Annotated in this window: 25 protein-coding genes and 1 pseudogene; 4 read left to right on the top strand and 22 right to left on the bottom strand. The window is 71.1% G+C overall.

Annotation, left to right across the window (positions count from 1 at the left end; genetic code table 11):
- Positions 1–23 precede the first annotated feature (23 nt).
- The 13 genes from Q0588_RS05110 to folK all read right to left on the bottom strand — a co-directional run bounded on the left by Q0588_RS05110 (position 24) and on the right by folK (position 13,183).
- Positions 24–2,363, bottom strand: coding sequence for a TonB-dependent receptor (locus Q0588_RS05110; protein WP_298744331.1), 2,340 nt, complete (start codon positions 2,361–2,363; stop codon positions 24–26).
- 139 nt (positions 2,364–2,502) lie between these two features.
- Complete coding sequence (gene recO, locus Q0588_RS05105) at positions 2,503–3,243, bottom strand: DNA repair protein RecO (RefSeq protein WP_298744329.1); 741 nt, start codon at positions 3,241–3,243, stop codon at positions 2,503–2,505.
- A gap of 56 nt (positions 3,244–3,299) precedes the next feature.
- Positions 3,300–3,761, bottom strand: coding sequence for a nuclear transport factor 2 family protein (locus Q0588_RS05100; RefSeq protein ID WP_298744327.1), 462 nt, complete (start codon positions 3,759–3,761; stop codon positions 3,300–3,302).
- 99 nt (positions 3,762–3,860) lie between these two features.
- Positions 3,861–5,042 (bottom strand): serine hydrolase domain-containing protein, encoded by a 1,182-nt coding sequence (locus Q0588_RS05095; protein WP_298744326.1) that lies wholly within the window; start codon positions 5,040–5,042, stop codon positions 3,861–3,863.
- Positions 5,043–5,091: 49 nt separating this feature from the next.
- On the bottom strand, positions 5,092–6,039 hold the full coding sequence (gene era / locus Q0588_RS05090; RefSeq protein WP_298744324.1) for a GTPase Era: 948 nt from the start codon (positions 6,037–6,039) through the stop codon (positions 5,092–5,094).
- Positions 6,036–6,752, bottom strand: coding sequence for a ribonuclease III (rnc, locus tag Q0588_RS05085; RefSeq protein ID WP_298744322.1), 717 nt, complete (start codon positions 6,750–6,752; stop codon positions 6,036–6,038). Before rnc ends, era begins: the two co-directional genes overlap by 4 nt.
- A complete protein-coding gene (gene lepB / locus Q0588_RS05080; RefSeq protein ID WP_298744395.1) occupies positions 6,752–7,492 on the bottom strand; it encodes a signal peptidase I in 741 nt (246 codons plus the stop codon). The genes rnc and lepB overlap by 1 nt, the downstream gene beginning before the upstream one ends.
- 561 nt (positions 7,493–8,053) lie before the next feature.
- Positions 8,054–8,455, bottom strand: a complete 402-nt coding sequence (gene acpS, locus Q0588_RS05075; protein WP_298744320.1) for a holo-ACP synthase — start codon at positions 8,453–8,455, stop codon at positions 8,054–8,056.
- Positions 8,452–9,189, bottom strand: coding sequence for a pyridoxine 5'-phosphate synthase (locus Q0588_RS05070; RefSeq protein WP_298744318.1), 738 nt, complete (start codon positions 9,187–9,189; stop codon positions 8,452–8,454). Before Q0588_RS05070 ends, acpS begins: the two co-directional genes overlap by 4 nt.
- A gap of 4 nt (positions 9,190–9,193) precedes the next feature.
- On the bottom strand, positions 9,194–9,784 hold the full coding sequence (gene pyrE / locus Q0588_RS05065; RefSeq protein ID WP_298744316.1) for an orotate phosphoribosyltransferase: 591 nt from the start codon (positions 9,782–9,784) through the stop codon (positions 9,194–9,196).
- Between the two features lie 93 nt (positions 9,785–9,877).
- On the bottom strand, positions 9,878–12,034 hold the full coding sequence (locus Q0588_RS05060; protein ID WP_298744315.1) for a bifunctional (p)ppGpp synthetase/guanosine-3',5'-bis(diphosphate) 3'-pyrophosphohydrolase: 2,157 nt from the start codon (positions 12,032–12,034) through the stop codon (positions 9,878–9,880).
- Positions 12,035–12,180: 146 nt separating this feature from the next.
- Positions 12,181–12,540 (bottom strand): DNA-directed RNA polymerase subunit omega, encoded by a 360-nt coding sequence (gene rpoZ, locus Q0588_RS05055; RefSeq protein ID WP_298744313.1) that lies wholly within the window; start codon positions 12,538–12,540, stop codon positions 12,181–12,183.
- Positions 12,541–12,625: 85 nt separating this feature from the next.
- Entirely contained in the window at positions 12,626–13,183 is a 558-nt protein-coding gene (gene folK, locus Q0588_RS05050) for a 2-amino-4-hydroxy-6-hydroxymethyldihydropteridine diphosphokinase (protein WP_298744311.1), read from the bottom strand.
- Here folK and Q0588_RS05045 point away from each other — a divergent pair.
- The 3 genes from Q0588_RS05045 to Q0588_RS05035 all read left to right on the top strand — a co-directional run bounded on the left by Q0588_RS05045 (position 13,182) and on the right by Q0588_RS05035 (position 14,905).
- Positions 13,182–13,718, top strand: a complete 537-nt coding sequence (locus Q0588_RS05045) for an NYN domain-containing protein (protein ID WP_298744309.1) — start codon at positions 13,182–13,184, stop codon at positions 13,716–13,718. The two genes, folK and Q0588_RS05045, sit on opposite strands and share 2 nt — an antisense overlap.
- Positions 13,719–13,934: 216 nt before the next feature.
- Positions 13,935–14,579 carry a uracil-DNA glycosylase gene (locus tag Q0588_RS05040; protein ID WP_298744306.1) on the top strand — a complete coding sequence of 215 codons (645 nt, stop codon included), beginning with the start codon at positions 13,935–13,937 and terminating at the stop codon, positions 14,577–14,579.
- Positions 14,580–14,710: 131 nt separating this feature from the next.
- Complete coding sequence (locus Q0588_RS05035; RefSeq protein ID WP_298744304.1) at positions 14,711–14,905, top strand: hypothetical protein; 195 nt, start codon at positions 14,711–14,713, stop codon at positions 14,903–14,905.
- On the opposite strand, the pseudogene Q0588_RS05030 reads toward Q0588_RS05035, so the two are convergent.
- From Q0588_RS05030 to dapA, 5 genes and pseudogenes are all read right to left on the bottom strand, one after another.
- A pseudogene (locus Q0588_RS05030) lies at positions 14,902–15,021 on the bottom strand (SsrA-binding protein); the annotation flags it as partial. The gene Q0588_RS05035 and the pseudogene Q0588_RS05030 overlap by 4 nt on opposite strands.
- A 73-nt stretch (positions 15,022–15,094) precedes the next feature.
- Positions 15,095–15,496, bottom strand: a complete 402-nt coding sequence (locus Q0588_RS05025) for a hypothetical protein (protein WP_298744302.1) — start codon at positions 15,494–15,496, stop codon at positions 15,095–15,097.
- Positions 15,493–16,467, bottom strand: a complete 975-nt coding sequence (locus Q0588_RS05020) for an alpha/beta hydrolase (protein WP_298744300.1) — start codon at positions 16,465–16,467, stop codon at positions 15,493–15,495. The genes Q0588_RS05025 and Q0588_RS05020 overlap by 4 nt, the downstream gene beginning before the upstream one ends.
- A gap of 127 nt (positions 16,468–16,594) precedes the next feature.
- The gene (gene smpB / locus Q0588_RS05015) at positions 16,595–17,065 is read right to left on the bottom strand and encodes an SsrA-binding protein SmpB (RefSeq protein WP_298744298.1); all 471 of its coding nucleotides are present in this window, start codon (positions 17,063–17,065) and stop codon (positions 16,595–16,597) included.
- 236 nt (positions 17,066–17,301) lie between these two features.
- Positions 17,302–18,186: a 4-hydroxy-tetrahydrodipicolinate synthase gene (dapA, locus tag Q0588_RS05010; protein WP_298744296.1), complete on the bottom strand. Its 885-nt coding sequence runs from the start codon at positions 18,184–18,186 to the stop codon at positions 17,302–17,304.
- 108 nt (positions 18,187–18,294) lie between these two features.
- Between dapA and Q0588_RS05005 the strand changes: the two genes are divergently transcribed.
- The gene (locus Q0588_RS05005) at positions 18,295–20,331 is read left to right on the top strand and encodes a lytic transglycosylase domain-containing protein (RefSeq protein WP_298744294.1); all 2,037 of its coding nucleotides are present in this window, start codon (positions 18,295–18,297) and stop codon (positions 20,329–20,331) included.
- Here the strand turns inward: Q0588_RS05005 and Q0588_RS05000 are convergent.
- Genes Q0588_RS05000 through Q0588_RS04985 form a run of 4 tightly spaced genes read right to left on the bottom strand, consistent with a single transcriptional unit; the run spans position 20,319 to position 23,519 of the window.
- The gene (locus Q0588_RS05000; RefSeq protein WP_298744292.1) at positions 20,319–21,101 is read right to left on the bottom strand and encodes an ABC transporter ATP-binding protein; all 783 of its coding nucleotides are present in this window, start codon (positions 21,099–21,101) and stop codon (positions 20,319–20,321) included. The two genes, Q0588_RS05005 and Q0588_RS05000, sit on opposite strands and share 13 nt — an antisense overlap.
- Positions 21,089–22,081 carry an iron ABC transporter permease gene (locus Q0588_RS04995; protein ID WP_298744290.1) on the bottom strand — a complete coding sequence of 331 codons (993 nt, stop codon included), beginning with the start codon at positions 22,079–22,081 and terminating at the stop codon, positions 21,089–21,091. The genes Q0588_RS05000 and Q0588_RS04995 overlap by 13 nt, the downstream gene beginning before the upstream one ends.
- Positions 22,078–22,890, bottom strand: a complete 813-nt coding sequence (locus Q0588_RS04990; RefSeq protein ID WP_298744289.1) for an ABC transporter substrate-binding protein — start codon at positions 22,888–22,890, stop codon at positions 22,078–22,080. The genes Q0588_RS04995 and Q0588_RS04990 overlap by 4 nt, the downstream gene beginning before the upstream one ends.
- Complete coding sequence (locus Q0588_RS04985; RefSeq protein ID WP_298744288.1) at positions 22,887–23,519, bottom strand: TetR/AcrR family transcriptional regulator; 633 nt, start codon at positions 23,517–23,519, stop codon at positions 22,887–22,889. Before Q0588_RS04985 ends, Q0588_RS04990 begins: the two co-directional genes overlap by 4 nt.
- Positions 23,520–23,592: the final 73 nt, after the last annotated feature.

Genomic DNA, 23,592 nt, shown 5'->3' with positions numbered 1-23,592 from the left:
ACGCCCCGTCCCGGGCAGGCGGACTAGAAGTGACGGCGCAGGGTGACGAAGGCCTGACGCGGGGCGCCGGGCAGGAAGGTCTGGCGTCCGGCGGTGTTCTGGAAACCGCCCGAGCCCACGGTCGAGATATGGTCCTCGTCGGTCAGATTGGTGACGTTCAGCTGGATCTCCGTGCCGTTCATCCAGCCTGACGCCTCGTCGAAACGATAGCCCGCCGTCAGCTCCGCCACGGTGTAGCCGTCGACGCTCTCGTCGTTCAGATAGCTGGAGAACCGCTCGCCGGTATAGGCGGCGGCCAGGGTGGCGAACAGCGAGCCGTCGTCATAGGCCAGTTCCGCCCGGAACAGGGTCTGCGGGACATTGATCACGCTCTTGCCGCCCGTGGCGGCGACGAGGGCGCCGGCGCCGTCGCGAACGTCGTCCTCATAGGTCGAGTCATTGTAGCTGTAGGAGGCGAAGGCCGACCAGGCGGGCGTGAAGGTCCAGAGCGCGGCGGCCTCGAAGCCCTGGCTCTTGACCGAGCCGACGTTCTGGATGCCGCTGCCGAGGCCGAGGATCGAGGCGCCGAGGGCGACGCCGAGCAGACGGTTCTCGAACAGCACGTCATAGGCCGCGACCGAACCCTGGAGCTGGTCGAAACGGAAACGCCAGCCCAGTTCGTAGGTTCTGGAGGTTTCCGGCTCCAGATCGTCCCTCAGCGCCGCGAAGCCCGCCGCCGACGCCGAGAAGGGGCCCTGGAAGTTGGACGATGAGAAGGCCCGCAGGTTTTCGGTGTAGGAGCCGAAGACCTGATGGTCGGGGTTGATGTCGAAGGCGAAGCCGACCTGGGGCAGGAAGCTGTCGTCGGCCTCGATCGTGCCGGTCTTGTATTCGCCGGAGATCGTGTCGACGGCGTTCTCGACCTTCAGCGCCTTGAACCCGGCGTTGACGGTCAGGGCTTCGGTGACCGACCAGGTGTCCTGGATGTAGAGGTGGCGGGTCTGGGTGTCGTATTCATAGGCCCACTGGGTGAAGAAGGGATTGTCCTGGAACGCCCGCGAATCGCGGTTGTGGGCCGGCCGCGCCAGGCCGTAGAAGCGCCGCGCCAGGACGAAGTCGTTGTCCTCCAGCCAGAAGCCCCCCTCCACGACATGGGCGCCGATCTCCAGCGTGGCCGAGGCGATGACGCCGCGGCGATCGATGTCGTATTCGCTCGAGCGGATCGAGATCGGGCTGGGATCGGCGATGGCCGTTCCGCTCGCGTCCGGCGCGCCGGCCGGCGTGGGGACATAGGGGGTCCACCACAGGCCGTGGCCCTCGTTCTTGTGGCCATAGCCGGTCACCGAAATCCTGAACATGTCCGTGATCGGATAGTTCAGCGTCAGGGCGCCGAGGGTGTCGTCGCGCAGGCCCGAGGCGTTGAAATAGGCGTCGTCGACGCACTGCGCCCCGCCGGGATAGCTGTTGGTCCCCGCGCCGCCGTGTTGCGAACAGTCGCCGCCGGGGTTGGCCTGATAGACATCGGCGATCCCGACCGCCAGGGCATAGTCGCCGGTGAGGTTGTCCCAGTTCCGGCCCAGGCGCCGGATCTGCTCCAGCGACATGTCCTGATAGTCTTCCTCCTGCCGTTCGGAGCGGTTGACGAAGCCGGTGATCTCGCCGCGGCCGACGGGCTGGAGGAAGCTGAAATTGAGCTGCTGCTGGTTCTGTTCGCCGTCGCCCTTCCACTTCTCGCTCCGGTGATCGACATAGGACAGGGACAGCCGGGTGTCGGCGGGGCCGAAGGCGCCGCTGTCCAGGCGGACGAAGCCGCGCATCGTCTCTTCGCTGCCGTAGGTGCCGGCCAGGTCCAGGCCGAACGTCTCGGCCGGGCGGCGGCTCACGAACTGGATGGTGCCGCCGAGGTTGCCGCTCGAGGCGGTGCCCAGGGCGCCCGAGCCCTGGGCCACGTCGACGCGGGCCACATTCTCCGAGATGATCGCGCGCGAGATGTGCAGGCCGTTGTGGTTGCCGTAGCTCATGTCGCCCAGCGGCACGCCGTCCAGGGTGAAGCCCAGCAGGCTCTGGTTGAAGCCGCGCAGGCTGATGCGCGCCGACCATTCATAGTTGCCGAAGGGGTCGGCGGACTGGAAGCTGACGCCGGGCAGGCGCTCGATGGCCTTCAGCGGGCTGGTGCCGGGAACCTCCGCCGCGATGGCGGCCTCGGTGATCGAGGCCTGCTGACGGCTTTCGCCGCGGCCGAAGACGACGATGTCGTCAAGGTTCGACGGCTCCTCCGGCCCGGCGGCGACGGCTTGGGCCGCAGCGGCGTTCGGCATCATCATGCCGCCCGCCAAGGTGATGGCGAGCAGTGACGCTCCGGCCAGGAAACGGTGATCGGTCAATTTAGCCCCCATTTGGATCGAGACGCGATGGCGCGGCTCACGGGCTATTCCCGGCCCAAGACGCGGCGGTGAACGATGTTCATCAATTTCGTGACGAGGGGCGGCGATCACGAATTTGGGGTCCGCCGTAGCAATATGGCTACGCTTGATCCGCCCACCGCTCATCCTCCAGCCTGTCGATCATCCACACCCGCGCCGGCGGGATCGGCCGGTTCTGGGGGTGGAAGACGAACTGCTCGAGGAAATGGCCGGTCAGCGCCAGACCGTCCCTGACGTCGCCCGCGTTCAGCCCGGCCTGGGCGCCGAGCATGAAGGGCGGCAGTTTCAGCAGCTTGTCGGCGAAGGGCGCGCCCGCGTCCGAACTGACGGCGCGGCCGGTGCGCGGGCTGACCCAGACCAGGTCGTCCAGGGTTCCGGTGACGGCGCAGCGCGACAGGTCGAGGCCGAAGCCGAGTTCCTCCAGCAGGCCGGCCTCGAACCGCACGAAGACGGCGGGCCAGACCTCCGGCACGGCGAAGGCCGCCATCAGGGCCTCGAAGGCGTGGAAGACCCCGGGGTGCGGCTCGCGCTCGGGCAGCGCCCCCTGCGCCACCGCGGCGGCGGCGGCCAGGCCGGTCAGGGCCAGCGCATCGTCGAACAGGGCGGATGGCCCCTCCCCCACCGGCTCCAGCCGGGCCGAGCCGAGATGGTCCGGGGTGCGGGCGCGATAGTCGGCCACGACCCGGGCGCCGGCCTGCAGGAAGGGCTTCATCCGCCGCGACGCGCCGCCGGCGACATAGGCGGCGCGGCGGCCATGTCCGGCCGTCAGCAGTTCGACCACCACGCCGGTGTCGCCGTGGGCGCGGGCCGAGAGGACGAAGGCGTCGTCGGTGAAATCCATCGCCTCCGTTAGCCCGGACGGCGGGAGTTGGCCATACGTTCCGCTTTCCGGGCCGCCTACTCCGTCCCGCGGATCGCCTCGACCACGGCGGCCGCCTTGTCGTTGGGGACGGCGAAGCTGAGCACATACTGCTCGATCCTCCAGCCCGCGCGGGTCTTGCGCAGCACGCCGGAGCCGCGGGTCACGCCGTAGCGGTCGTTCTCCAGCACCTCGTCGAACCAGGCGACGCACAGGCAGGAGATCGGCGCGAGGGTCACGGTTCGCTCGACCGGGGTGTAGGTCCAGCCCCGCCCGCGCGCGAAATGGGGCTCGGCATAGGCGCGGAACTCCGCCAGCGTCCAGCGCTCGGCGGCGTCAGTGCCGATGAAGCGGGCGTCCGGGGTGAACAGGTCGAAATAGGCCGCGCCGTCCGCGCTGGCGGCGGCGGCGTGCAGGGCGTCGAGGGCGGCGGCGACCTCGGCCTCCGGCGTCGGGGCCGGTGCGGCGGACAGGGCCAGGGCGGCGACGAGTGCGAGCATGGCGGTTTCCCCGACGGTTGCGGTCGGCCCAGTCTAGCCCCGGCCGGGGGCGTTTGTCCGATCCGTTCGCGGCGGCGCGCCCGCGGCCAGGGCCGGCGCTCAGCGCGCCAGGGCGGTCGGAAACGGCCGCCCGAGGGCCTCGGCCATGCCCTGCTGCGACAACAGGAAGACCGCCTCGCGCTGGTGGTAGTTGTTGGACAGCACGATCACCGTCACGTCCCCGTCCGGCTGGTGGGCGACCAGGTTGCGGAACCCGGACCAGCTGCCGGTGTGGTAGATTTGCCGGTCGAGGAAATCGGGGCGGACCCGCCGGCCCAGGCTGTTGGCGAACAGGCCGTAGCCCCAGTCGCGACGCGGTCGGCCGCGCTCGTCGGGGGTGTCGGCGGGGGCGTGATCGGCGATCATCCGCCGGTAGCTGTCCGGGCCCAGCAGCCCGCCGCCGTGCAGGGCGCGGTTCCAGACCAGCAGGTCGTCGAGAGTCGAATACAGGGCGCCGGCGCCGAAGAGGATGCTGACGTTGTGGTTCGGCTGCGGGGTCGGCCCGCCGGCGAGGTTGGCGTAGCCCATGACCACGCCGGAGGCGTCGTCCTCGAAGCCGGTGTCGGCCATGCCGAGGGGGACGAAGAAGGCCTCGCGCAGATAGTCCCGCAGCGGCAGGCCGCTGGCCTTCTGCACCACATGGCCCAGCAGATTGTAGCCGGCGTTGTCGTAGCGGACCCTGGTCCCCGGCGGGAACTGAAGGCCGTAGCGGGCGGAATCCTCGGTCAATTCCTCCGGAGTCGCGGCGGTGACGCGACGGAGGCCCCAGCCCGGCCGGGCCATCAGGTCGGGAATGCCCGAGGTGTGCGACAGCAGATGATGCAGCCGTACCGGGCCCCAGGCGGGAGGACACGGATCCACCCAGCGGCACACCGGATCGTCGACCGACAGCACGCCTTCGTCGTCGAGGCGCAGGATGGCCGCGGCGGTGAACTGCTTGCTGACCGAGGCCAGCCGGAAGCGCGAGTCGAGCGCCAGCGGCTTGCCGAGGCCGCGGTCGGCGTAGCCGTAGACCTGGCGGAACAGGACCCGGTCGCCCCTGGCCACCAGCACCCCGCCGGTGAAGGCCCCCGAGCCGCCCCAGCGCTCCAGCTGTTCGCCCAGTTGCGGCAGGTCCTCGACCACGACCAGCGGCGGCCGCGGCGGCAGGGGCTCGGGAGCCGGCGCCTCCGGCAGCGGCCGCACCGTGGCCCAGGCGATCAGCCCGGCGGCGAGCACGAACAGGGCGGCGAGGACGGCCATCGCCAGCCGCCGACGACCACCGCTCTGTCGGGGAAGGCGGGCCACCGGGCTAGACGTCGTAGTCCAGCCCGAACTGCGCATAGAGCGCGCGGCTGTCCTGCCATTTCGGGTCGACCTTGACGGTGAGGAACAGGTGCACCGGCCGGTCCAGCAGCACGGTCAGCTCCTCGCGGGCCTTCTGGCCGATCCATTTCAGGGTCTGGCCGCCCTTGCCCAGCACGATCGGCCGCTGGCTGTCGCGCTCGACATAGATGGTCTGCTCGATGCGGGCCGAGCCGTCGGGCCGGTCCTCGAAGGCCGTGGTCTCGACCGCGGCCGAATAGGGCAGTTCCTCATGGACCCGCAGATAGACCTTCTCGCGGGTGATCTCGGCCGCCAGCACGCGCATCGGCACGTCGGCGGACTGATCCTCGGGATAGAGCCACGGCCCCGGCGGCATGGCGCGAGCCAGCCGCGCCTTGAGATCGTCGACGCCGTCGCCGCCGAGGGCGGAGATCATATAGACCTCGGAATAGACGCCGGTGTCGAACATCTGCTGCGACAGGGCCAGCAGGGTGTCGCGGCGCATGCCGTCGATCTTGTTCAGGGCCAGGATGACCTGTTTCCCCGCCGCCTTGAGGGCGGCGATGATGGTTTCGGTGTCCTCGGCCGAGCGGCGGTCGGCGGCCTGGCCTTCCCGGCCCGCGGCGGCGATGTGCGAGGCGGCGTCGACCAGGTGCACGACCACGTCGGCGTCGTCGGCGCCGCCCCAGGCCGAGGCGACCATGGCCCGGTCCAGCCGGCGGCGCGGGGTGAAGATGCCGGGCGTGTCGACCAGCACGATCTGGGCCTCGCCCTCCATGGCGATGCCGCGCACCGGAAAGCGGGTGGTCTGGACCTTCTGGGTGACGATCGAGACCTTGGTCCCGGTCAGGCGATTGACCAGGGTGGACTTGCCGGCGTTGGGCGCGCCGATGATGGCCGCAAAGCCTGCCCGCGGGTTTTCCGGCTCGGTCAAATCACGCCTTCACGCTGCAGCAGGCCGATGGCGGCCGCCTTCTCCGCGTCCTGACGCGAACGACCCTGCGCGGTCAAGGGCGGATATCCGGCCACGCTGGCCTCGACGGTGAAGGTCGGGGCGTGGTCCGAGCCGGCGCGCCCGAGGACGCGGTAGGTCGGCAGCGGCCGCCCCTGTCCCAGCGCCCATTCCTGCAGGGCCGATTTCGGATTGGTCAGCGACCTGCGCGGCGGGGCGGCCAGCTCGGCGGCCCAGGCCCGTTCGAACACGGCCCGGGCCGCGTCCATGCCGCCGTCCAGCCAGACCGCGGCGAGGACGGCCTCCATGGCGTCGCCGAGCATGCCCTCGCGGCGGCGGCCGCCCTGCCTGGCCTCGCCGGGCGACAGGCGCAGGGCGTCGCCGGCGCCGAGCGCCTCCGCCACCCGGGCGCAGGTGGCCTTGTCGACGAGGGCGTGCAGGCGGGACGACATCTCGCCCTCGTCGGCGTCCGGAAGATCGCGCATCAGCCGGTCGGCGACCAGCAGGCCGAGCACCCGGTCGCCGAGGAACTCGAGCCGCTGGTTGTCGAGGAACGGCCGGCCGCGGGCGTCGCGCGCGGCCCCCTCGCCGACGCTGGCGTGGGTCAGGGCCTGGTCGAGCAGGGACGGGTCCCGGAAGTCGTGGCCGAGCCTGCGCGCCAGCGCCGCGACCGCCTCGGCGCGCCGGTCGCCCATCAGTCGAGGACGGTGAAGAACCGGCTCGGCTGCACCTTCGAGAACCAGCTGATCGGATTCCACAGCGAGGCGCCGGGCTTCCACGAGAACAGGATGATCTCGGCCTTGCCGATCAGGTTCTCGGCCGGCACCAGGCCGACGCCGTCGGCGCTCTGGTCGTAGCGGCTGTCGATCGAGTTGTCGCGGTTGTCGCCCATCATGAAATAATAGCCTTGCGGCACCTCGAACACCCGGGTGTCGTCGGCCTCGTTGCCGGGCCCGTAGTCCTGGATCATGAAGGTCTTGCCGTCGGGCAGGGTCTCGCGCGCCCTGATGACGGGCATGCCGTACATATTGGCGGCGTCGCGCTCGCTGACGACCACGTCGCGGGCCGGCTCGCCGTTGATGTGCAGCACGTTGTCGATCATCTGGATCCGGTCGCCGGGCAGGCCGATCAGCCGTTTGACGTAGTCGGTGCGGTTGTCGCGCGGCAGCTTGAAGACGACGATGTCGCCGCGCCTCGGCTCCCGGGCGAACAGGCGGCCCTCGAACACCGGCGGGCTGAACGGGATGGCGTGCTTCGAATAGCCGTAGCTCCACTTGGAGACGACGATGTAGTCGCCCTCATAGAGGTTGGGCTCCATCGAGGCCGACGGAATCGTGAAGGGCTGGAACAGCAGCACCCGCAGCACGAGGGCGATGAGCAGGGCGAAGAAGATGGTCTTGGCGATCTCGAAGGTCTCGCTGCCGCCCGACTTCACCTTCTTGCGGCCCTTCTTGCCGCGCGCATAGACGGGGGTGGCGTCGACGTCCTCGAAGGGCGCGTCGCCGGCGTCGCTCCACACCGGCGGCCTGGAGGCGGCGGCGGCGGTCGCCTCGGTCGGCGTCACGGCGGGGGCGTCGGGCGCCGGCTGGGCGGGAGCCTCGTGTTCGTGACCGGCAGGATCGGGGGCGTGGGCGTCCGCGGCCGGATGGGCGTCGGGCGCGGCCTCCTCGTGGCCATGATCGTCATCGCCGTGCGCCTCGGCGGGGGGGGGCGAGGCGGCCGGTTCGGCCTGGGCCCCGTCCCCCTCGGCGGGACCGTGGCCGTCGTCGTGGCCGTGAGTCTCGGCGGGAGGGGGCGCGGCCTCGTCGTGACCGGGCCCGGCCGGCGCGTGTTCAGCTTGGCCGTGGCCGTCGTCATGGTCGTGAGCCTCGACGGGAGGGGCTCCGGCCTCGTCATGGCCGTGCGCGGCGTCGTGCGGCTTGTTCTCGTCGCTCATGTGACCCTGTCCCCCAGCCGCTGCCCGCGGTCTTTCAGCGGCAGAACCGGTATAACGTGATTAAGCCATCGGCAAGGCTTCGATCACCACGAAGGCGAGTGCATAGGGGTGTTCGTCGCTGAGGGTCAGATGTATCCGCGCTTCGTGACCATCCGGCGTCAGCCGCGCCAGGTGGTCGGCGGCGTGGCCCGTCAGGCGCAGGGTCGGCTGGCCCGTGGGCAGGTTGGCCACCCCCATGTCCCGCCAGTAGACATCCCGCCGCATGCCGGTGCCCAGGGCCTTGGCGCAGGCCTCCTTGGCCGCGAACCGCTTGGCGTAGCTGCCCGCCGGGTCCGGCTTGCGGTCCGACCGGGCCCGCTCGAGATCCGTGAAGCAGCGCTGCTTGAAGCGCTCGCCGAAGCGGTCGATCGAGGCCTGGATGCGGCGGATGTCGCACAGGTCGGCGCCGACGCCGACGATCACGAGGCCGCGTCCATGGCGGCGCGCATCCGGTGGATGGCGTGGGTCAGGCCGACGAACACCGCCTCGCCGACCAGGAAATGGCCGATGTTGAGCTCGCGGACCTCGGGGATGGCCACCATGTCGGCCGCCGTTTCATAGTCGAGCCCGTGCCCGGCATGGACCTCGAGGCCGAGATCGGCGGCGTGGGCGGCGGCGGCCTGCAGGCGGGCGAATTCGACGGCCCGGTCGGCCCCGGACAGATGACAGTAGCGGCCGGTGTGGAGTTCGACCACCTGGGCGCCGGCGGCGTGGGCGGCCGCGACCTGCTCCAGGGCCGGTTCGATGAACAGGGAGACCCGCACGCCAGCCTCGGCCAGGGCCCGGACCGCCGGGACGATGCGCGCCTCATGACCGGCGACCGCCAGACCGCCCTCGGTGGTCACCTCCTCGCGGCGCTCGGGCACCAGGCAGGCGGCGTGGGGACGGTGGCGCAGGGCGATGGCCAGCATCTCGTCCGTCACGGCCATTTCGAGGTTCAGCGGCCGGCCGGCGACGGCGCACAGTTCGCTGAGCGCCTCGATGTCGGCGTCGGTGATGTGGCGCCGGTCCTCGCGCAGGTGGGCGGTGATGCCGTCGGCGCCGGCGGCGAGCGCCTCGCGGGCGGCGCGGACCGGATCGGGATGGCCGCCGCCGCGGGCGTTCCGCACGGTCGCCACATGGTCAATGTTGATCCCCAGCCGGACATGCGCGGTCACCGGCCTATCCCCTGCCCGCCAGCCGCCGGCTGCCCGGATCCTCGACCGGCAGGGCGGCCAGGTCCGGCGGCAGGGCGTCGGCGGGGTATGCGGGGACGTCCAGGGTCGCCAGCGCCACCAGCGGCACGCCGACGTCGGCGCGTCCGCCCGACCGGTCGACGATGCAGGCGGCGGCGACCACGTCTCCGCCGGCCGCCCGGATCGCCGCGATGCATTCGCGCGAGCTCAGGCCGGTGGTGACGATGTCCTCGATCATGACCACGCGGCGGCCCGGTTCGAGATGAAAGCCGCGGCGCAGCCTGAACTCGCCGCCCTCGCGCTCGACGTACATCGACGGGACGCCCAGCCAGCGGGCGGTCTCGTAACCCGGAATGATGCCGCCCACGGCCGGCGAGACGACCGCCTCGACGGGCCCGACGGCGGCGGTGATCCGTTCGGCCAGCGCCCGGCACAGCCGGGCGCAGCGGGCCGCGTCCATGAACACCAGATTCTTCTGCAGGAAGACTGGGCTGTGCAGGCCGGACGAGAGCACGAAATGGCCTTCGCGCAGGGCCCCGGCGTCGCGGAATTCTTCGAGCACGTCTTCGGAGGTCATGACGGGCTGTCTAGCGCAGCCGCAGGCGCGAAAGAAGACGTCCCGGCCTCATTCGGCGCCCATGGGCTCGGCGCCGCCGCCGGCCGCCGGCGATCACCCCCGCGCCCGCTCGACGGTGTCGACGGAGGGGTTGGTGCGCAGGGCCGCCATGATGGACGTGGCGTGTTTGGCGTCCTCGACCTCCAGGTCGATGTCGACGTCGAAGAAGTCCTGCTGGCGGTGGCTCATCACCAGGTTGAGGATGTTGCCGCCGGCCTCGCCGATGATCGTCGCCACCTGGCCCAGCACCCCCGGCGCGTTCTTGATGGTGGCGCGGATGCGGGCCGCGGCCACCGCCCCCTGCTCGGCCTGCGGCGTCCACTGCAGGTCTCGCCAGACCGAATCGTCGTCGGCGTAGTCCTCGAGCCGCTGGCAGTCGATGGTGTGCACCGTCAGCCCGGCCTCGGGCCCGAGGATGCCGACGATCCGGTCTCCGGGCACCGGCGAGCAGCAGTGGCCGAAATGCACGCTGACCCCCGGGGTCAGGCCGCCGCCGCGCACGAACAGCCGCGCCTGCTCGTCGCCGATCCGCCTGCGGTCCGGCCCGGCCTTGAGGCGGCCCTTGAGGCCCGGGAACAGGATTTCCGCGACCCGGGCCGCCGATACCTGTCCGCGGCCGACGGCCTCGTAGAGATCGTCGTCATTGGCGAAGCCCAGCTGTTCGAGGACCGGCCGCAGGGTGACCGCGGCCCCGGCCTTGCCGGCCCGGGTCAGGGTCTGGTCCAGGGTGGCCCGGCCCAGCTTCTGGAATTCGCCGCGCTCCGAGGTGCGGATATGGCGGCGGATCGCCGAGCGGGCCCGGCCGGTCACGGTCAGCGAGCGCCAGTCGACCGGAATCTCGCGCCTGGAGCCGCGGATGATCTCGACCACGTCGCCGTTCTGCAGCTGGGTCCGCATCGGCTTCAGCTCGCCGTTGATCTTGGCCCCGACCGCCGTGTCGCCGACCTCCGTATGCACCGCATAGGCGAAGTCCAGCGGCATGCCGCCGCGCGGCAGGGTGATCAGGGCGCCCTTGGGCGTGAACACGAACACCTGGTCGAGATACATCTCGAGCTTGGCGTGTTCGACCCAGTCCTCGCCGCCCTCGCCGTGTTCGATGACCTGGACGAGGTGGCGCAGGTTCTGCAGCGGGTCGCGCCCGCCCTGGGCGGCCATGGCCTCGCGATCGAAGCCGTAGGCGTGGTTCTTGTAGGCCCAGTGCGCCGCCACCCCGTCCTCGGCCACCCGGTCCATGGCGTCGGTGCGGATCTGCATCTCGATGCGCAGGCCCGAGGGCCCGACCACGGTGGTGTGCAGCGAGCGGTAGTTGTTCGACTTGGGCGTCGAGATGAAGTCCTTGAACCGCTCGGGCACCATCGGCCAGGCGCGGTGGATCACGCCCAGGGCGCGGTAGCAGTCGTCCTCGGCCTCGACGATGACGCGAAAGCCGTAGATGTCCGACAGGGACGAGAAGCCCACCGACTTGCGCTGCAGCTTGCGCCAGATCGAATAGGGCGTCTTCTGCCGGCCGAAGACCCGGGCGTGGACCCCTGCCTCCTCGAGCACCCGCTCGACCTCGCGGGAGACTCCGTCGATGGCCCGGCCATGCTCCAGCTTCAGCGCCTCCAGCCGCCGTTCGATGGCGGTGCGGGCGGTCGGGTTCAGGTGCTCGAAGGCCAGCTCCTCCAGTTCGGAGGCGATCGAATGGATGCCGATCGAGCGGCCCAGCGGCGCATAGACCTCCAGCGTCTCGCGGCTGATCCGCTCGCGCTTCTCGGGCCTGACATGCCGCAGCGTGCGCATATTGTGCAGCCGGTCGGCCAGCTTGACCAGCAGGACGCGGACGTCCTTCGAGATGGCGAGGATGAATTTGCGCAGGTTCTCGGCCTGGCGCGTATGCTCGGCCTGGAGCTCCAGCCGCGACAGCTTGGTGACCCCCTCGACGAGGGAGGCGATCTCCTCTCCGAACATGCCGGCGATGTCGTCGCGGGTGGCCGAAGTATCCTCGACCACGTCATGCAGCAGGGCGGTGACGATGGTGGCGGTGTCGAGCCGGTAGTCGGTCAGGATGCCGGCCACCTGGATCGGATGGGCGAAATAGGGGTCGCCCGAGGCCCGCAGCTGCGAGCCGTGCATCTTCATCGCATAGACGTAGGCGCGGTTCAGCAGGCCCTCGTCGGCGGTCGGATCATAGGCGCGGACCGCCTCGACCAGTTCGAACTGCCGCAGCACCCGGGCCCTTGCGGGTTCGGGGGCGGGCTCGGGGGCGGCGGCCGGACGGTCGCCCTCGGGATCGTTGAGATTGGCAGCTTTCAGAGGCGGCGCGGGCGGCGAGGTCCGCGCCGGCAGGATGGTGATGCCGTTGGCGGGCCCGGCCGTCAGTACCGCTCCTCCTGGCCGCCGTCGCGGTCGCTCTGCAGCGCGCGGATCAGCTCGGCTTCGGCCATGTTCATGTGCTGCGGCTCGGCCAGCAGGGCGACGGTCTCGGCCTCGTCCTCGGCTTCGCTGCGTTCGTCGACCCGCTGCAGGGTGACGATGATGTTCTCCTGCAGCTCGTCCGGGCTGACGGTGGCGTCGGCCAGTTCGCGCAGGGCCACGACGGGGTTCTTGTCATTGTCGCGATCGACCGTCAGCGGCGCGCCGTTGGCGATGGAGCGGGCCCGGTGCCCGGCCAGCAGGACCAGACCAAAACGGTTCGGCACCTTCTCGATGCAGTCTTCGACAGTGACGCGGGCCATGAAATTCCTCGAGCGCGGGAGAGAACCGCACAAAATATAGGGTCGGAGGCCATTGTGCAACGCCGCATCGGCGGGAATGAGGCGATCAGCGCGCCGGGGCGGCGTCCTTGCCGACCGGCGCCGCATCGGCCAGATCGACCGCCCGGCCGCCGCCCGGATGCTCCCACTCCGGAGCGATCTCCGCCAGAGGCCCCATCACGAACCGGCGTTCCGCCGCCCGGGGATGCGGCAGGATCAGGCCGTCGAGGTCGCCGCTCAGCCGGCCGTAGGCGATCAGGTCGAGGTCGAGGGTCCGCGGCGCGTTGCGCAGGCCGCGCCGCCGGCCGAAGGCCTCCTCGATCCGCCCCAGGGCGGCCATCAGGGCGTGCGGATCGTGGGCCGTGCGGACGATGACCACCCCGTTCAGGAACGGCGGGTCGTCGGGATCGGGCCAGGCCGCCGAACGCCACCACGACGAGCGCCTGAGCACGTCGATCCCCTCGGCGCGGAAGCGGGCCAGGGCCGCCTCCAGGGCCTCGCGGCAATCGCGCCAGGCCCCCTTGTCATTGCAGCCCAGCGCGACGATGACGGCGTCGTCCGGATCGAGGGCGTCGTCCATGTCGACGGCGACCGGCACGTCCATGTTTGCGGAACCGATTTCCATGACGCCTTTTCCGACCGAGCGCATCGCCCTGTTCATCGACGGGGCCAATCTCTATTCCGCCGCCAGGGCGCTGAACGCCGACCTCGACTTCAGCAGGCTGCTGGAGATGTATCGCGCGAAAGGCGTTCTGGTTCGCGCCCATTATTACACCGCCGTGATCGAGGGCGAGGAATTCTCGCCGATCCGGCCGCTGGTCGACTGGCTCGACTACAATGGCTTCAGCGTGGTGACCAAGCCGGTCAAGCGCTTCACCGACGCCCAGGGCCAGTCGCGCACCAAGGGCAATATGGACATCGAGATCGCCGTCGACATGCTGGAGCTGGCGCCGCGCGTGGACCAGATGGTGCTGTTCAGCGGCGACGGCGACTTCCGGCGGCTGGTCCAGGCGGTGCAGGCCAAGGGGGTGCGGGTGACGGTGGTCTCGACCCTGAGGAGTCAGCCGCCCCAGATCGCCGACGAGCTGCGTCGCCAGGCCGACGCCTTCGTCGAGCTGCAGGACCTGCTGCCGGAGATCGGCCGGCCGCGGGCGGGCTGACGGCCTCGTCCCTCGCCTACCCCAACCCTCCGCCGTCATCCTCGGGCTCGACCCGAGGATCAGAGGGGGCCTCAGGCTGTGCGTTTGTGGCGGCCCTGATAGCGTGGACCAGCTATGCACCGCGCACCGGATGGTCTGATCCTCGGGTCAAGCCCGAGGATGACGACCGGAATGGGATGGCTTTCGCGGCGACGAACAGAACGGTAGAGCCCGACCATGACCCCCCCCTACCCCCCCGAGGCGCCGCGCGACTGCCCGCTCTGTCCCCGGCTGGTCGAATACCGGCTCGAGAACGCCCGCCAGAACCCCGGCTGGTGGAACGGCGCCGCCCCCTCGTTCGGCGACCCGCGGGCGCGGCTGCTGGTCGCGGGCCTCGCCCCGGGCCGGACCGGGGCCAACCGCACCGGCCGGCCGTTCACCGGCGACCACGCCGGCCGGCTGCTCTACGACACCCTGCTGAAGACGGGTTTCGCGCGCGGGACCTATGACCCGAACGGCGACGACGATCTCGAACTGGTCGACTGCATGATCACCAATGCGGTGCGTTGCGCCCCGCCCGGCAACAAGCCCCTGCCGGTCGAGGAGGCGGCCTGCCGGCCGTTCCTGCGGTCGCGCCTGGCCGCCCTGCCCCGGCTCAGGGTCATCCTCACCCTCGGCGACGTGTCGCGCCGCAATGTGCTGAAGGCGCTGGGGCGGCCGGCCGGCGCCATGGCGGCGGGCCACGGGGCCCAGGCCGAGATCGGACCCTATGTGCTGCTCAACAGCTACCACTGCTCGCGGCTGAACACGAACACCGGCCGGCTGACGGCGGCGATGTTCGAGGAGGTCTTCCGGCGGGCGCGGGCGATCATCGAAGCGTGATCGAACATCGGTCGCCCGGGAGGCGACCGTGTTTCCCGCGCCACACGAATCATGGGTCCGCGGGTGTAGACTGTTTCCCAGGAACGGCGTCGCCGACCCCGCGTTGATCGGGCGGGACCTGGGAGGTTGTCATGCATAGCGCACAGCGGGAGGCGTTCACCCGCGAGGAACGGCGGGCGGCGGTGTGGGCGCTGCTGATCGCCGCCCTGATCGCGATTCTGGCCATGGTCGTCCAGCAATGGACCCCGCCGTCGCTCGGGCCCTGGGGCGCGGAGCAGGCCGCGGCGTCGACGCCGGGCATCCTCGACGCCCAGCCGGTCGCCTAACCCCGCTCCTTCATCAGCCGCGCCTTGTCGCGCTGCCAGTCGCGCTGGGCCGTGGCCTCGCGCTTGTCGTGCAGCTTCTTGCCCTTGGCCAGGGCGATCTCCAGCTTGGCCTTGCCCGCCAACACGGGCCTGCCGAAGACGGCGATGTCCGAAGAGGTTTTCAAGTGGACGTGGGCGGCGACGGGAGTCTTATTGCGTCGAGGTCAACTCGCGGGACGGGCGTTCGACCGACGATTGGCGCTCGATGAGCGCCCGAATCCCCTCCTGTACTTCCCGCCGGTCCTCGGCCTCAAAGACCCGAATTCGGGTGCCATCTATCGCTGCGGCCGAGGTTATCTGTTCCTCGGTCGCGAAGATGAAGTGCCCGTTGTAGGCTCCCGATGTCGGGCGTCCCTCCATCATTCGCGCACCCTCCAGTTGGGCCGCACAGCTTTCGAGGTTGGGAACATCGCGGGCGATGATCTCGAACCGGGGCTGTTGTTCAGCGACTTCGAACATTCGCCAGCAGAGGCCTGCGCCCGACGGCGCGGGTGCCTGCGATGAACAGGCCGCCGCCATACCCGTCAGAAAGATCGCGCCAATCCGTTTCAAGAGGTCGACTCTCCGCTCTCCGTCCCGGAGCGAGCCCTCTCCACCACGTCCCTGACTGCATCGATCACGGCCTGCGGCTGCTCGAACTGGATCACATGCGAGGCTTCTGGAACCATGCGCTGTTCACCTCGACTCGATGACGCTGCGATCATCGCACCAGCCTCTGACCAAGCTCGCCGCAAGGGCTGGGTTTCGGCCGGTGCGGCACCTTCATTGGCCCCGAACTTGTTCTCCGCCGTCAAGACAATGAGGGATACGTCGCCCAGCGAGCCTTGGGCTCTCTGTCTTTCATCGATCCCTGCCGAATCCGGCTCATTCTCCGACAGAACGGCGGCGGCCATCTCGCGGCTTGCCAGAGGACCGTCCGTGGGCGGAGAGCCGCATTCGACGTAGATGGGGTTGCCCGGCCTCATTTCGCCAGCCGCCGTGGCCCGAATACACTTGAGCGCGGCGGACTGTCCCGCGGCGTATGCGGCTGCCCAGACCGGTCCGATGGTTTTCAACCTCTCCAGGTCGGCGCCCGGGTCGACAAGGATCAACCCGGCTATGAGGTCCGGTCGCCGTTCAGTGACGATGCGCGCTGTGAGCTCTGCCGCCGAATGGGCCACAAGCACAAAGGGTCCATTCTCCACGGTGGCCTCGAGCATTCCCAACAGATCACTCGCGCGGTGCGCAGAATCGCGAGGCAGCGGTCCTGGATCGCTTTGGCCATAGCCGGCCCGATCATAGGCGCAGGTCCGGGTTATTTCGGCGAGCTCCGGCTGAACTCGCGTCCACACCGAGGAATCCAGCCCTAGCCCCGCGTCCAGGATGACCGTTGGCTCGCCTGTCCCACTGCATTTCAGATGAAGCCTCCGGCCGTCGGGAAGCACGACCATGGCTTCACCCCTGGCGGCTTCATCAGGGCTTACAGCGGTCTGCGGCTCCTGTCTGGAGATGGTCGGTTCAGCGGAGACAGTCAGAATGGCCAAGCCGAGCATGCCTGAGGCCCATGGTCGGTTAGGCTGTTGCGAGAACATGGAGACCCTTCAGACCCATACCTGGATGGCAAGAGGGGGTGAAACGCTCCGGTTAGTCAACGCGCCGCTCTCGAAAGGCCTACCCCCGCTCCTTCATCAGCCGCGCCTTGTCGCGCTGCCAGTCGCGCTGGGCCGTGGCCTCGCGCTTGTCGTGCAGCTTCTTGCCCTTGGCCAGGGCGATCTCCAGCTTGGCCTTGCCCGCCTCGTTCAGATAGAGCCGGATCGGGATGATGGTCTGGCCGTCGCGCTGGACGGCGCCGATCAACCGGTCGATCTGCTTGCGGTGCAGCAGCAGCTTCCGCGGCCGGCGCGGCTCGTGGTTGAAGCGGTTGGCCTGTTTGTAGGGCGGGATGTCGGCGTTGATCAGCACGATCTCGCGCCCCTCCACCGCCGCATAGGATTCGGCGATATTGGCCCGGCCGTCGCGCAGCGCCTTGATCTCGGTGCCCAGCAGCTGGATCCCGGCCTCGGTATGGTCCTCGAGGAAATAGTCGAATTTCGCCCGGCGGTTCTCGGCGATGACCTTGGTCCTGGGTTTCTCGGCGGCCATTCCGGCCCTCCTACACGCTCCATCGGCGCTCGCGAAGCCGTCGCCTCCGGCCTACGTCCGATTCTGACGCAGGCCCGGTTTATGCTGCGCCCATGGCCCGACCGACTTCCAGAGACAGAACACCTTCCAGCTTCGGCGACGCGCGGCGAGTCGGATTTGCCGACTCTGCCGACTCTGACACACCGAATTTTCGCGGACCGGGCGCCGACTCTGCCGACTCTGACACACCGTTTTTTCTAGACTCCCGCTTCCGCCATGGCCCGGTCGATCGCCGGCTTCACGGCGTCGGCGGTCGGGGCCAGCGGCAGGCGGACCTCCTCGGTGCACAGGCCCAGCCGGGCCAGGGCGTATTTGGCCGGCGACGGGGAGTTGTCGAGGAACAGGGCCCTGTGCAGGCCGATCAGCCGGTCCTGCCACTCCCGGGCCGCGGCGTAGTCGCCGCGTGCGGCGGCCTCGTGCAGCGCCACCATGGCCTCGGGGGCGACGTTGGAGGTCACCGAGATCACCCCGACCCCGCCGTGGGCGTGATGGCCGAGGTAGCTGGAATCGTCACCCGAGATCAGGTCGAACTGCTGGTCGATGATGTGGGCCCGCATCCAGCTGACCCGGGCCAGGTCGCCGGTGGCGTCCTTGATGCCGACGATGTTCGGGTGCGAGGCCAGCCGGGCCACGGTCTCGTCGGCCAGGTCGACCCCGGTGCGGCCCGGCACGTTGTAGAGCAGAACCGGCAGCTGGACGGCCTCGGCGACGGCCTCGAAATGGGCGGCCATGCCGGCCTGCGACGGCCGGTTGTAGTAGGGGGTCACCACCAGCGCGCCGTCCGCGCCGACCGTCTTGGCGTGGCGGACCAGGTCGATCGACTTGTCGGTGGCCGAGGCGCCCGCGCCGGCGATCACGCGCAGGCGGCCGGCGGCGACCTCGACGCACAGCTCCACGACCCGCTTGTGCTCGTCGAGATGCAGGGAGGCGCTCTCGCCCGTGGTGCCCATCGGCACCACCCCGTGAACCCCGGCCGCGATCTGGCGTTCCAGCAGCGTCCGGAAGGCGGCTTCGTCCACCTTTCCGTCACGAAGAGGTGTGATCAGGGCGGTGATCACGCCCTTGAACAAGGGGGCGGTCATTGAAACGATGATCCTGCGTGGAAATGGGCGACGCCCGAGGCGAAGCGTGGGAGGTTAGGTTGCCGGCGGCGGCGCCGCAACCGTGATGCAATGGGGATCGGACACGGCATGATCGCAACCAGTCTGGCGGCCGCCCTGGCTCTGTTCGCCCCCGCGCCCGATTCGCTGGTCACGCAGGAGACGCCGTATTCGGCCGTGGCGCCGCAGGGCGCGCAGGCGCGGCAGCTGAACGACCGGGACGCCGCCCTTTTCCGCGAGGGCCTGGCCCGGGCCCGGGCCCGCGACGTCCTCGGGGCCCGCTCGACGGCGGCGCAGATTGGCGACCCGGTCGCCCGCAAGCTGGTGGAGTGGGCCCTGCTCGACACCTCCGCCGAGCAACTGCCCTACGGCGACCTCGCCGAGGCGCAGACGCGCTTCGCCGGCTGGCCCCGGAGCGAGAGCCGGCGCGCCGCGGCCGAGCGGGCCCTGGACCTCGCCTATGCGGGCCCGGACGCGGCCCTGTCGATGTTCGCCCGGACTCCGCCGACCACGGCCGAGGGCGCCGTCGCCCTGGCCGACGCGCTCGAGCAGCGCGGCCGGGCCGACGAGGCCCGCCGGCTGATCACCGACTGGTGGCGCCGCCGCTCGTTCGACGAGGCGGTGCAGACCCGCATCCTGACCCGCTGGGGCGGCTGGCTGACCCAGGCCGACCACGCGGCGCGGCTGGACATGCTGCTGCCGGGCCCCCACGGCCCGGCCACGCGGGCCATGATCCAGCTGGTCTCGCCGGAGCGCCGCGCCGTGGCCGAAGCCGCGATGGCGCTGCGCTCGGCCTACAGCCCGGACGCCGTGGTCGCGGGACTGACCCCGGCCCAGGCGATGGATCCGGCCGTCGCGCTGGAGCGGGTGCGCATCCTGCGTTCCCAGAGCCGCCAGGCCGAAGGCTTTCCGCTGCTCGCCGCCCTGCCCCCCGCGCCCAGCCACACGGACGGTCAGAACACCCTGTGGACGGAGCGCCGCAACTACTTCCTCGACGCGCTGGAGCGGCGCAACTGGCAGGCCGCCTACGACGCCATGGCCGGGCACGGCTTCCCTTCGGGGGAGCGCAAGGTCGACGCCGAATTCTTCGCCGGATGGGTGGCCCTGACCAAGCTGAACGACCCGGACCGGGCCGCCACCCATTTCGAAATCCTGCGGCAGTCGTCGTCGACGCCGATCACCCAGGGACGGGCCATGTACTGGCTCGGGCGCGCGGCGGAAGCCCGGGGCAATACCCCGGCCGCGATCGAATTCTATCGCAACGGCGCGCAGCACATCCAGACCTTCTACGGGCAGCTCGCCGCCGAGAAGGCCGGGGTGACCACCCTCGCCCTGCCCGGCGATCCGGCTCCGACCGAGGCCCAGCGGGCGGCCTTCGAGGCCAGTGAAGTGGTCCGCGCCCTGCGCGTCCTCGGCGAGACCGGCGAGGCCAGCCTGTTCCGGGTGTTCGCCTATCAGCTGGACGACGACCTGCCGGGCGCCCCCGAACTGGCCCTGCTGATGGATCTGTCGCGCGTCTACGGCCAGGATTTCACGGCCATGATGGTGGGCCGGGCCGCCAGCCAGCGCGGCTTCCTGATGCCCGAACGCCAGTACCCGATCCGCATTCCGCCCCAGGTTCCGGGCGCCGCGCCGCTGGCCTTCACCCTCGCCATCACCCGCCAGGAATCCAGTTTCGACCCCCGCGCCCGCTCCAGCGCCGACGCGCGGGGGATGATGCAGTTCCTGCCCTCCACCGGGGCCCTGGTGGCCCGCCAGCTGGGCATGCCGTTCTCGGCGGAGCGGCTGTGGGACCCGGACTACAACATGACGCTGGGCAGCTATCATCTCGGCGACCTGATGAACCGCTTCGGCGGCTCGATGCTGCTGAGCACGGTGGGCTACAACGCCGGTCCGGCGCGACCGTCGCAGTGGGTGGCGCGGTGCGGCGACCCGCGCGGCGGCCAGGTCGACCCGGTCGACTTCATCGAATGCACGCCGTTCACCGAGACCCGCAACTACATGATGCGGGTGATGGAGAACATGTCGGTCTACAAGGCCCGGCTGAACGGCGGCTCGGCCCCTCTGACCCTGTCGGACGACCTGCGCCGGGGCGCGCCGGCGGGCCCTCGGCCCTATACGCCCTGAGGCGGCTGGCGACCGGCGGACAGCAGCGGCCCGTCGGGCCCGTCGACCCACCGCGCCGACAGGCCGAACACGCGCTGCAGGATTTCGGGCGTCAGCGCCGACATCGGGGCCGCATCCGCCGCCACCGAGCCATGGTCCAGCACCGCCGCCCGGTCGGCGAACCGCGCGGCCAGCGGCAGGTCGTGCAGGCTGGCCAGCACCGCCTGACCCGCGTCGGCCCGCGCCCTGAGCCGTTCCAGCACCATCAGCTGGGCCTCGGGGTCGAGGCCGGCGATCGGCTCGTCGACGAGCAGGGCCGCCGCCGGGCTGGCCAGCACCCGGGCCAGCAGCACCCGCGCCCGTTCGCCGCCGGACATCTCGGCCACGCCGCGCCCGGCGAGATGGCCGGCCTCGACCGCCTCGAGCGCCTCCCGGGCCCGCCCGAGCGCGTCGACGGCCGACAGGAACGGAGCCCCGAGCGCCGCCACCTCGACGGCCGGCAGGTTCCAGGCGATGCGCCGCTCCTGCGGCAGGTAGGCGGCCCGTTCCGCCCGGGCGCGCGGCCCGAGGGCGGCGACCTCGGTCCCTCCCAGCTTCGCCCGGCCGCCGGCCAGAGGCAGCAGTCCGGCCAGGGCGCGGATCACGCTGGACTTGCCCGCTCCGTTGGGCCCCACCAGGGCGACAAATTCGCCCGCCTCCACCTGCAGGGACACCCGGTCGAGCACCGTCCGTCCGCCCAGCCGGGCCGTCGCCGCCTCCAGCTCCAGCTCCAGCCCGCTCACAGCCGCCACTCCCGCGCCGCCCGCCAGGCGATCACGGCGAACAGGGGCGCGCCGACCAGGGCGGTGAACACGCCCAGTTTGAGCTCCTGGTCGGTCGGCGTCAGCCGCGCCAGCAGATCGGCCAGCACCAGCATCAGCCCGCCGGCGAGGGCGGCCGGCAGCAGCAGCCGGGCCGGATCCCCGCGCACCGCGGACCTGACCAGATGCGGCGCAGCCAGGCCGACGAAGCCGATCACGCCCGCCACCGCGACCGCCGCCCCGGTGGCCAGCGCCGCCGCCAGCAGGGCCAGCAGCCGGAGCCGCCCCATCGGCAGGCCCGAGGTCCGCGCCGCCTCCTCGCCCAGGCTGAGCATGCGCAGGCCGGGCGCCGCGAGGCCGGCCAGCCCCGCCGCCGCCAGGGCGGCCGGCGTGACCCACGCCACGTCGACCCAGCTGCGGTTCTGCACCGATCCGAGCAGCCAGTTCATCAGCTCGGCCGCGGCGATCGGCGACGGCGACAGGTTGAAGATCAGGGCGGTGGCCGCGCCGGCGAAGCTGGACAGGGCCACGCCGAACAGGATCAGGGCCTCGGGCGAGCGCACCCGCGCCGAAAACAGCACGAGCAGCCCTCCGGCCAGGCCCGCCCCCGCCAGGGCCGCGGTCTCGACCGCGCCGGGCAGCGCCGCCCAGCCCAGCACGATGGCCGCGGCCGCCCCCAGGGCGGCCAGAGCCGACACGCCCAGCACCCCGGGGTCGGCCAGCGGGTTTCTCAACAGCCCCTGCATCACCGCGCCGGACAGGCCGAGCGCCGCCCCGACCATCAGGGCGGTGGCGGCGCGGGGGGCGCGCACCGACCACAGCACCTCGGCCGGGCCCGAGGACAGGTCGGTGAACGCCCTCGCCAGCTCCGCCATGCCGAGGGCGCTTTCGCCGAACAGCACGGCCAGCCCCATCGCCAGGACGATGGCCGCGGCCAGGACGGCGGCGAGACGACCGGCGCCGCGGTTCATCCGGCGGCCTTCAGCAGGGCGGCGGCGTCGGCGGCGAACCAGGCGGGGCAGGTCAGGCTGGCCGCCGGCAGACGGGCCAGGATCCGGTCCCTCGCCGCCGCGCGCACGGCCGGATGCCGTCCGGGCCCGCGCCAGTCGGCGCGCGACTGGTCGAAGAAGGCGAGCACGAACCGGGCCGGACGCCACAGCACGACGCGCTCGACGCTGACCGGGGCGAAGCCCGGCGCGCGGACCAGGTTGACCAGACCCGCGGCCGTCAGGATGGCGTCGACCAGGGTGCCGGCGCCGGCGGTGAACCCGCCGGCGGTCAGATACAGGGCCGGCCGCCCGGGGGTCCCCGGCGCCGGCGCGGCGTCGCGCAGGCGGGCGTCCATGCGCGCGATCAGCGCCGCTCCCCGCGCCGGGGCCCCGAGCGCCTGCGCCGCCGAGCGGATGTTGTCGCGCACGCCGGCGAAGTCGGCGGCGTCCGCGATGGTCACCACCCGGACGCCGCGCGCCTCGAGACGGGCCAGCAGGCGGGCGTCGCCGCCCCAGTAGCGAACCACGACATCGGGCCGGAAGGCGATCGCCGCCTCCAGCGTCGGCCGGATGCGGGCACGGCCCCTGGCCCCCTCGCGGAGCCACGAATCGGGATCGTCGGCGCGCGGCGACAGGGCCAGTTCCGCCCCCGGGGCGAGGGCCAGGGCGTACTGGTCGCCGCACTGGTCGAGCGACATCACCCGCAGCGGCCGGGCAGCGGCGGCGTGCGCCGGGCCGCCGGCGACAGCCAGGGCCAGGGTCAGGGCCAGCCCGGCCGCGCCGCGACTCACGGCTTCATCAGGCCTGCGAACAGCCCGTCCAGAAGGGTGGTGACCAGGGCGTCGCGCCCGACCCAGTCGAAATAGGGCTTGGTGATCATCAGCGACACCAGGCCGTGGCAACCGGCCCACAGGGCCTGGGCGGTGGTGCGCGCGTCGCCCCGCAGCCGCCCGCCGGCGCCGGCGTCCTCGACCACCTGCTCGAACGAGCGGTACAGGGTGGCGCCCATCTCCTGGGCGGCCGACTGGGCCCCGTGCCGGAGCTCGGCCGGGCGGGTCATGTAGATCAGCCGGTAGGCGTTCGGATTGGCGAAGCCGAAGTCGATATAGGCCCGCAGCATGCGCCGCAGCCGGTGTTCGGGACCGCCGGGCTCGGCCATCACGGCCGTGTTCAGCTCGAGCAGGTCGGCGAAGGCCTGGCGGCAGATCTCGTGGAGGATCTCGCCCTTCTCGGCGAAATGCATATAGAGGGCCGTCGACGACAGGCCGACCTCGTCGGCGATCTTGCGGATGGTCGCGCCCTCGTAGCCGTGCTCGACGAAGATGCGCTCGGCGGCGGCCAGAATCTCGGCGCGCCGCGCATGACCCTCGCCCTTGGGCTTGCGCTGCGATCGCGGATTGAGGGAGGCGGGGGCGGTCACTTGGGCGGGACTCCGATCGGCGGCCCCTGAATAGCGGCAATCCCGCGCCCGCGCCAACCGCTTGCCGACGACC

It is taken from the genome of uncultured Brevundimonas sp. (assembly GCF_937870815.1).
GTDB lineage: Bacteria > Pseudomonadota > Alphaproteobacteria > Caulobacterales > Caulobacteraceae > Brevundimonas.
Note: the sequence above shows the minus strand (reverse complement) of the source record. Positions and strands in the feature narration are given on the sequence as shown.

Bases quoted from the DNA above. Each gene is read 5' to 3' on its own strand.
- recO (WP_298744329.1), bottom strand. From the start codon at position 3,243: ATGGATTTCACCGACGACGCCTTCGTCCTCTCGGCCCGCGCCCACGGC.
- Q0588_RS05100 (WP_298744327.1), bottom strand. From the start codon at position 3,761: ATGCTCGCACTCGTCGCCGCCCTGGCCCTGTCCGCCGCACCGGCCCCG.
- Q0588_RS05095 (WP_298744326.1), bottom strand. From the start codon at position 5,042: ATGGCCGTCCTCGCCGCCCTGTTCGTGCTCGCCGCCGGGCTGATCGCC.
- rnc (WP_298744322.1), bottom strand. From the start codon at position 6,752: ATGGGCGACCGGCGCGCCGAGGCGGTCGCGGCGCTGGCGCGCAGGCTC.
- pyrE (WP_298744316.1), bottom strand. From the start codon at position 9,784: ATGACCTCCGAAGACGTGCTCGAAGAATTCCGCGACGCCGGGGCCCTG.
- rpoZ (WP_298744313.1), bottom strand. From the start codon at position 12,540: ATGGCCCGCGTCACTGTCGAAGACTGCATCGAGAAGGTGCCGAACCGT.
- Q0588_RS05045 (WP_298744309.1), top strand. From the start codon at position 13,182: ATGACGCCTTTTCCGACCGAGCGCATCGCCCTGTTCATCGACGGGGCC.
- folK (WP_298744311.1), bottom strand. From the start codon at position 13,183: ATGGAAATCGGTTCCGCAAACATGGACGTGCCGGTCGCCGTCGACATG.
- Q0588_RS05040 (WP_298744306.1), top strand. From the start codon at position 13,935: ATGACCCCCCCCTACCCCCCCGAGGCGCCGCGCGACTGCCCGCTCTGT.
- Q0588_RS05035 (WP_298744304.1), top strand. From the start codon at position 14,711: ATGCATAGCGCACAGCGGGAGGCGTTCACCCGCGAGGAACGGCGGGCG.
- smpB (WP_298744298.1), bottom strand. From the start codon at position 17,065: ATGGCCGCCGAGAAACCCAGGACCAAGGTCATCGCCGAGAACCGCCGG.
- dapA (WP_298744296.1), bottom strand. From the start codon at position 18,186: ATGACCGCCCCCTTGTTCAAGGGCGTGATCACCGCCCTGATCACACCT.
- Q0588_RS05005 (WP_298744294.1), top strand. From the start codon at position 18,295: ATGATCGCAACCAGTCTGGCGGCCGCCCTGGCTCTGTTCGCCCCCGCG.
- Q0588_RS04995 (WP_298744290.1), bottom strand. From the start codon at position 22,081: ATGAACCGCGGCGCCGGTCGTCTCGCCGCCGTCCTGGCCGCGGCCATC.